The sequence below is a fragment of the Pseudomonas sp. 10C3 genome (assembly GCF_036346185.1).
Lineage (GTDB): Bacteria > Pseudomonadota > Gammaproteobacteria > Pseudomonadales > Pseudomonadaceae > Aquipseudomonas.
Map to the genome: position 1 here is coordinate 213,982 of NZ_JASJVE010000009.1, position 7,537 is coordinate 221,518.

Sequence of the window (7,537 nt, forward strand, 5' to 3'; positions counted from 1 at the left end):
TTCAATAACTTGGGATTACAAGAAATCACAGGCAAAGGTCTTCCGTTAAAAGATTGACGAATTGATTTGACAGCGTTCGCAAGTGACGTTGATATACCGCTAATTGCCTCTCACATCACGCCCTCCGTCCTCGATTGAACCCCCATTAGTGGCTGTTCTATAGGCGGTAGCTTTGCCGTGCGCGATGGCGAACAAACATCCTTTATCTACGCGCTTCAGAGGGCAGCAAAACATGATGTCGAACTCCCCTTCCGCCTCAACTGAAAAGCCTTCGATTCTTTCATTCAATAAATCGACATTGGTCATCTGGGTGGCCATCAGCCTGATCGTGGTCGAAACCTTCTCCGGCGCCCTACGCTATTACTTCGATATGGCGGGGATTTCGACGCTGCTGTACCTGCCTAAAATGGGGTGTGCCGTGCTCTTCGCGCTGGAGCTACTGACCTTCAAAACCTCGCGCCTATTCTGGATCGGGTTGTTGTTACTGCTGTTATCCAGTCAACTGGCCCTCCTCCACGGCGCCAGCCTGAACAATGTAGGTTTCAGCCTGTTCGCCATCAGCCCGTTCCTGTTCGCGATAGTCTGCAGCGAGCACCTGATCAATCAAAGAAGCCTGTTAGGCAAGTGTGTCGCCCTGTGCCTGGTCGCCTCGGTGGTCGGGGTTCTTCTGGATAAATACACCACGGTGCCCTGGAAGGGTTACACCTACCAACTCGGATCGATTGAGCTGAGTGCCAACCGTGCGTGGACTGCAGACGACGTCGATCGACTCGCCGGGTTTGCTCGTGTGTCCAACGTATTGTCGATCACGATTGCGATCTTCAGTCTCTATCTGCTGATGTTCATCCGCTCCCGGATGTTGTTCGCCACGGTGTGTGTCGTAGCGTTTTTCAGCATTCTCCTGACCACCAGCAAAACCCCAACCGTGGCCTTTCTATGCACCCTGGGGCTGCTGGCCCTCATTCGCTACCGCTGGACCAGCGCATGGATTTTCGTGATCGCGGTGTCGATGGGCGTGATTTTGCCCGCCATGGGGGTGCTACATGACTTTGACCCCAATGCGGCCAGCAGCAACAGTGGCGGAGGCCTGGCCTCGTTTTATGATCGCCTGGTCAATACCTGGCCACATCTGATCATCCTGATCGCCAATGAGGGCTGGAGCTGGCTGGGCGTGGGTTTCGGTATGTTCGGCAGTGCTGTTTTTGTGTCCCCTGTGCCCCATGCCGATATGCTCGGCACATCGGACAACACCGCCGTTTACCTGTGGGCTATTTTCGGCTTCGCGGGGGTGTTGCTGTACATGCTGCAACTGCCGCTACTGTTCCTGCTGCGTGATTACTCGACAACCCGTATGGACCGCGCGCTATTGGCCGTCACCTTTTGCATCTGTGTGATCAGTTGGACCACGGACATGTTCGAGGTCACCATGTCCAACCTGTTTCTGGGGCTGGCAATCGGTCACACACTCAACCGCACACTCAGCCCCCAAGACCACGCCAGCCCCGCACTGGCGCTCACGCCCCCCCTCGACACCCTGTCGTCAGCCCTGCCCGACCAGCGTTGAGAAGCCCAATGAAAACAAACCTTCGCCTCAGTATTTTCGTATGCCTTATGGGCCTGCTGCTCACCAACACAACCCGCGCCGAAGACGTCTTCATCGTGGGGGTTGGCACCCACTTGATGGAATCCCAAACCCTACAGAAACGCGCCCTGCAATCCGCTGCAGACGCTGGCATCACGTCCGTGCGCGACGATGCCTTCTGGTCGACCGCCGAACCTGCGCGCAATCAGCTGCGTATTCTTCCGTCGTGGGAAACGTACCTTAACGGCGCCAGAAACCTGCAGTTGAGCACCATGCTGATTTTTGGTTACGGCGCCGTTCCCTACGACGGTGCCAAGCCGCGCACGCCCAACGTCAAAGCCGCCTACCATAACTACATCGATTTCGTGAGCCGCCGGTTTGGGAGCAGAGTCGATTTTTACGAAGTCTGGAACGAGTGGGACATGGAAGGCACGAAAGACCCGGCGTTGAGCGCCGACTATGCCGCGCTGGCCAAAAGCGTCGTCCCATGGGTTCACAAAAACAATCCACATGCAAAAGTACTCGCCGGCGCCGTGACATCCAAAGGCATGCTCGACGGCTTCGTTGATCGCTTGATCGATGCCGGGACGCTGAACGAGGTGGACGGTCTGTCCCTGCACCCTTACGTGCATTGCATGAGCATGGCGCGCAACACCCCTGAAAGCTGGGCCAACTGGATGCGGGGCTACGAAGCCCAGGTGCGTGACCGTGCCAAAAAAGCGGTCCCGATTTACCTGACCGAAATGAGCTGGCCCAGCCACCAAGGCAACTGCGGGATCAGTGAAGCCAAACAATCGTCCTACCTTGCGCGCAGCTATTTCCTGGCGCGGACCATCCCCAATATCAAAGGGATGTGGTGGTATGACCTGCTCAACGACGGCCAGGACAAAGGCGAACAAGAACATAACTTCGGCCTGCTGCGACCGGACCTCCAGCCAAAACCCGCTTACAGCGTCCTCAAGGCCATCAGCCCGATACTGCGCGAATACACCTACGACGCCGACGCCAGCGTCCAGGCCGACGACGTCTACCTGCTCAACTTCCACAAAGGCCCGGAGCGCGTCGTCGTCGCCTGGACAGCCAGCCGATCACGGCAGAAAAACGTGCTCAGCAGCACCCAACTCAAAGGCAACGTTCAACTCATCGACACCGCAGAACCCGGCAAAGGCCTGCATGACAGCGGCGAGCCTTGGGCCTGCAATGCCTCCGGGTGCAGTGCGTCAGTGACCCTGAGCGACTTTCCGAAAATCATCCGATTGGGCACGCCAAGCGTGGTGTCCAAGCGCTGAGCGCTCAGCCGTTCGATTTGAGTTAATCCAGCTCCGCCAAAAATGCCCGGCAGACCGAAACGTCTGTGCGGGCATTTTTTTGGGTACGGAAAAATCCATTGAAGCTGGAGGGCATGGCGTTATTAACCCCTGCCGTCCTCCAGAAACACCCTTCGCAAACTGGCCCTGGCCGCCGTCCACTTGCTGGAAACAGCACAGGCTTTGGTCGAGTCAGCGCTGGTCAGGAATCAACCGGTTTCGGCCAGGAAGGGCTGAAGGGAGGCGAGTTAGAGCGCTGTGTCTAACGGATTCCACTGCATCGCTATCGAATGCCAGCGCCAACTTTATTGTTTCTATTCCATTCAAATATCCCCCCCGCCACCCCAAAACCGCCGTTCTCACGAACAGCGGTTTTTTTATGGGTCAACATTTCAGACCTTTCCTGCAACACGGCAAGGATTTGGCCTACAGACGATAAAAAACCTTTCACCGAACATGCCTTGGACAACTCTCCTTACAAAAGCCAGGACAGCGGAATGCCGACATTAGCTAATCAGCCAGACTTTAGCCTGACCATTGCCAGGCTAAAGCGGGATTACAACCTGCAGGTTCTTCAATTCACGGGGCAGGAAGGGTTAAACCAGCCATTTTGTTTCGATATTGAACTGGTCGGTGACCGCCCGGCGCTGGACCTGAATGACTATCTGCATAAGTCCGCGTTCCTCTCCCTCGGCGGTAAAAAGGGTTATGGCTTTCATGGCCTGATCCACGAGTTCGTTCAAGGCCAAACCCACTGGAAAGCCACCCATTACCACCTGAAACTGGTGCCACAGCTGTTTTACCTTGAGCACCGGACCAACCAGCGCATCTTTCAAAAAAAGACAGTGAAACAAATCATCGCCCAGGTGCTGGAAGAGCACGGCATCCTCTCGGATCGCTATCGCTTCGAGCTGGATGCCCGACACTATGAGCCCCGGAACTATTGCACCCAGTACAAAGAGAGCGACTTGTATTTCGTACAACGCTTGTGCGAGGAAGAAGGCCTCAGTTTTCGCTTCGAACACAGTCAAAACAGCCACATCCTGGTCTTCGCTGACCACCAGGACCGGTTCAATCGTCTGCCTGAGTCCACGGTTTATGTACCCGACAACGGCATGAACGCCGAGACCGTGGCCGTTAAGTCGTTCAGCGTGGGGATCAAAGGCAGAACCTCGCGGGTCACCCGCCGTCACTACGACTTTGAAACATCGAGCCGTCCTCTGGAATCAGCCTCCAGAGGCGATGATCGCGAGGCGTGGGATCACTTTCAGGAGTTGGAAAACTTCACCTACCCCGCGTATTTCAAAACCGCAGACCACGGGCGGCAGGTTGCGCGTAAATCGCTGGAAAGACTCCAATTGAACGCGTGCGTGGCGCGCGGGGCAAGCGACCAGCCGATGCTGCTCAGCGGCCACTTGTTTGCCCTTGAGGACCATCCGCGCAAGGACTGGAACACTCACTGGCTGCTCAATCACGTCACTCACCGTGGCCGGGCTCCGCAAGTGATGGAAGCCCTTAACAGCACGGCCCCCGAAGCGAAGGACGGTTTTGTCCAGGGCTACCAGAACACCTTCACCGCCACCCCTGAGCACGTGATTTATCGACCGCCACTGGATCACCCCAAGCCCGTGGTACTGGTCAGCCAGACCGCCACGGTCTGCGGCCCCAAGGATGAAGAGATTTACTGCGACGAATACGGCCGGGTCAAAGTTCGTTTCCGGTGGGACCGGTCCGGCTCAACCGACGAACTCAGCAGCTGCTGGGTGCGCGTGGTCACTGGCTGGGCGGGCAGTGGCTACGGCAGCAGCGTCATTCCACGGGTCGGCATGGAAGTGGTGATCGGCTATGACGAAGGCGATCCCGACTCGCCGATGCTCACCGGTTACCTGTTCAACAAGGCCAACACCGTGCCTTACCCGCTGCCCGCCAATAAAACCCGCAGCGTATTCAAATCACTTTCCTATCCCGGCGGAGGGGGTGGAAATGAAGTTCACATTGAGGATCGCAAGGGCAAAGAACGCATCTACCTGCACGCCCAACGCGACTTCCTGACCCTCGCCCGCAACGACCACACCCTTGAGGTGGATAACGAACAGCACACCACCATCAAAGCCAACGCCTACAGCGAATACCACGCCGAAGAACACCACACCACCCATGGCCTGCGCAAAACCCAGCTCAACGCCGACGACTCGCTGAACATCGCGGGCAGCAGCTATACCCAGGTCGGGCAAGCCGCCGTCATCCGCGCCGGGCAGGATCTGCACCTGCAATCGGGTATCAACGTGGCCATCGATGCCCAGGGTTTTCTCACGCTCAAGGGCGCAGGCCAGCACCTGGTGTTCACCCCGGCCGGGATTTTCAGCAGCAGCCTGATCACCGTCGGCGGTGCCCCCATCCCCGGCACCCCGCCCTCGATTCAACGGCCACAACTGCCCGGCGAAAGCGCACAAGAAGCCGCCGGCCGATTGATGGCGCTGTCGCCGTCGTTGCCGGAATTTTCCTGGGAGCACGAACCGGAGCCCGTTGAGGTGCTGCCGGAGCCAGCGGTGTGTGAAAAGTGCTTCCAGGCGGCTCAAAAAAAACTCGAGGGCTTTGCGACCCGCTAATGCTCCAGTTCTTTTACCTACCAACTTCGGGACCCCACCATGGACTTTGAAATCCCCGCGTGTCTGCGCGACCTGAAACAACACGCCGACGCAGCAAGCCTCGACCACCTCGACATGATCATCAACGCCACGTTGCTGGATTACCCCTTGCTGCAACGGCTGGCCGAACTCGACCCGCCGCCCTTGCACACCCCGTTGCTTGAGGGCACGCCTGAACACGCACTGGCCGCACAAGGCCCTGTGCATGTTCGCGTGTTCTGGGCACATACGGCCCAAATGAACTGGCTGGGCGCGTTTGTCAGGGCGTTCGAACGCGAGTCCCGCGTGCTGTCGCTGTTAAGCCCCTGGCCGTTCGACGCGTTGAGTGAGCACCTGCGTTATTACACCCAGGCGCATTGGGACAAAGGCGCCAAGAGCGGCATCCTGCGTTACTACGACAACCGGTTGTTCAAGCACATCAGTGGCGTGTTTATCGAAGACGCGGCTCGCGATTTCCATGCCCCCGTCATCAGTTGGCACTGGACCGACCGCGATCGCAAAGCGCAGATCATCGGTGGCTACAACCTCCCCTTTCACGAATTTACCCGCCCCCGTACGCCCTTGATGATGGACGCGTTTCAGGTCGAGTCCGTGTGCACCTGGAGTGCTGCCGAGCAATGGGAAGAAACCCACGGTCTGCGCAAACGGAACTACCGGGTCGGCAAGGAACAACGGGTATCCCTGCTGTATTTGGGGCACCTCGCCGCCAGTGACCGCCGCCTTAAAGGCGAGGAACACCGGGCATTTATGATCGAGTGGCTGGCCCGACACCTGCCCGAAGACCTGCCGCAGAACGGTGGCTTGGCATGAGGCGCCCGTTCGCGCTTTGCCTGCTGACCTGCCTTGCGCTGCAAGCGTGCAGCCAATCACTGCCCGACCGACTGGGTGCGCCTATCGAGGGCTACAGCCATACCTCGGCGGCGATCAACTACTTCATGGTCAACGGCAATGGCGGTCCGAACATCGGCCCTTACGGCGGGGGCGGCAAGCAGAACTGCTGCGTGAGCCTGCCGCGCAAGTGGCATCCCGGCCTGACCGTGGTGGTGGAGTGGGAGAAGGATCCGAATGTTGGTGCCTCGAGGTATTGGACCGAACCTCGATTCTCCGACGCATGGTTCAAGCGAATGGACGAACACGAAACCAAATACACCCGCCATCGCGCCGTCGTGGAGGTGGCGCCGTATGAGCAACTCGGGTTGGTCAATGTGCACTTTCTGCCTTGCGATCAAGTCAAGGTGGCCGCCAGTCCTAGCTACCACGGTCGCCCAAATCACCCCTACAACTACCCAATGAAAATGGAAGTCCCTGCCGTATGTCCCGCACCCTAAACCCTGGCGCCTCACGCCGAAGGTCAGCACTTTGGGTGGCGGCTGCGCTGACCTGCCTTGCGCTTCAAGCGTGCAGCCAATCATTGCCCGACCGACTTGGCGCGCCTATCGAGGGCTACAGCCATACCTCGGCGGCGATCAACTACTTCATGGTCAACGGCAACGGCGGGCCGAACATCGGGCCTTACGGCGGGGGCGGCAGCCAGAACTGCTGCGTGAGCCTGCCGCGCAAGTGGCATCCCGGCCTGACCGTGGTGGTGGAGTGGGAGAAGGATCCGACGCCCTTTGATTCCGCAACATGGTCCGAACCGCGCTATTCCGACGCATGGCGCGCACGGATGAAAGAACAGAAATCCAAAAATACCCGCCATCGCGCCGTCGTGGAGGTGGCGCCGTATGAGCAACTCGGGTTGGTCAATGTGCATTTTCTGCCTTGCGATCAAGTCAAGGTCGCCGCCAGTCCCAGCTACCACGGGCGCCCCAATCACCCCTACAACTACCCCCTCAAGATGGAAGTCCCTGCCAAATGTCCCGCACCTTAAACCCTGGCGCCCCACGCCGAAGGCCAGCGCTTTGGGCGGCGGCTGCGCTCGCTTGCCTTGCGCTGCAAGCCTGCAGCAAATCACTGCCCGACCGACTGGGCGCGCCTATCGAGGGCTACAGCCATACCTC

6 protein-coding genes are annotated in these 7,537 nt (G+C 58.4%); all 6 read left to right on the top strand.

Annotation, left to right across the window (positions count from 1 at the left end; translation table 11 throughout):
• Positions 1 to 235 precede the first annotated feature (235 nt).
• The 6 genes from QN399_RS11210 to QN399_RS11235 all read left to right on the top strand — a co-directional run bounded on the left by QN399_RS11210 (position 236) and on the right by QN399_RS11235 (position 7,407).
• Positions 236 to 1,564, top strand: coding sequence for a hypothetical protein (locus QN399_RS11210; protein ID WP_322177061.1), 1,329 nt, complete (start codon positions 236 to 238; stop codon positions 1,562 to 1,564).
• A gap of 8 nt (positions 1,565 to 1,572) precedes the next feature.
• Positions 1,573 to 2,871, top strand: a complete 1,299-nt coding sequence (locus QN399_RS11215; RefSeq protein WP_322177062.1) for a hypothetical protein — start codon at positions 1,573 to 1,575, stop codon at positions 2,869 to 2,871.
• Positions 2,872 to 3,386: 515 nt separating this feature from the next.
• Positions 3,387 to 5,498, top strand: coding sequence for a type VI secretion system tip protein TssI/VgrG (tssI, locus tag QN399_RS11220; RefSeq protein ID WP_330200937.1), 2,112 nt, complete (start codon positions 3,387 to 3,389; stop codon positions 5,496 to 5,498).
• 39 nt (positions 5,499 to 5,537) lie between these two features.
• Positions 5,538 to 6,347 carry a DUF4123 domain-containing protein gene (locus QN399_RS11225; protein ID WP_330200938.1) on the top strand — a complete coding sequence of 270 codons (810 nt, stop codon included), beginning with the start codon at positions 5,538 to 5,540 and terminating at the stop codon, positions 6,345 to 6,347.
• Entirely contained in the window at positions 6,344 to 6,865 is a 522-nt protein-coding gene (locus tag QN399_RS11230; protein ID WP_330200939.1) for a DUF3304 domain-containing protein, read from the top strand. Before QN399_RS11225 ends, QN399_RS11230 begins: the two co-directional genes overlap by 4 nt.
• On the top strand, positions 6,850 to 7,407 hold the full coding sequence (locus tag QN399_RS11235; protein ID WP_322177066.1) for a DUF3304 domain-containing protein: 558 nt from the start codon (positions 6,850 to 6,852) through the stop codon (positions 7,405 to 7,407). Before QN399_RS11230 ends, QN399_RS11235 begins: the two co-directional genes overlap by 16 nt.
• Positions 7,408 to 7,537: the final 130 nt, after the last annotated feature.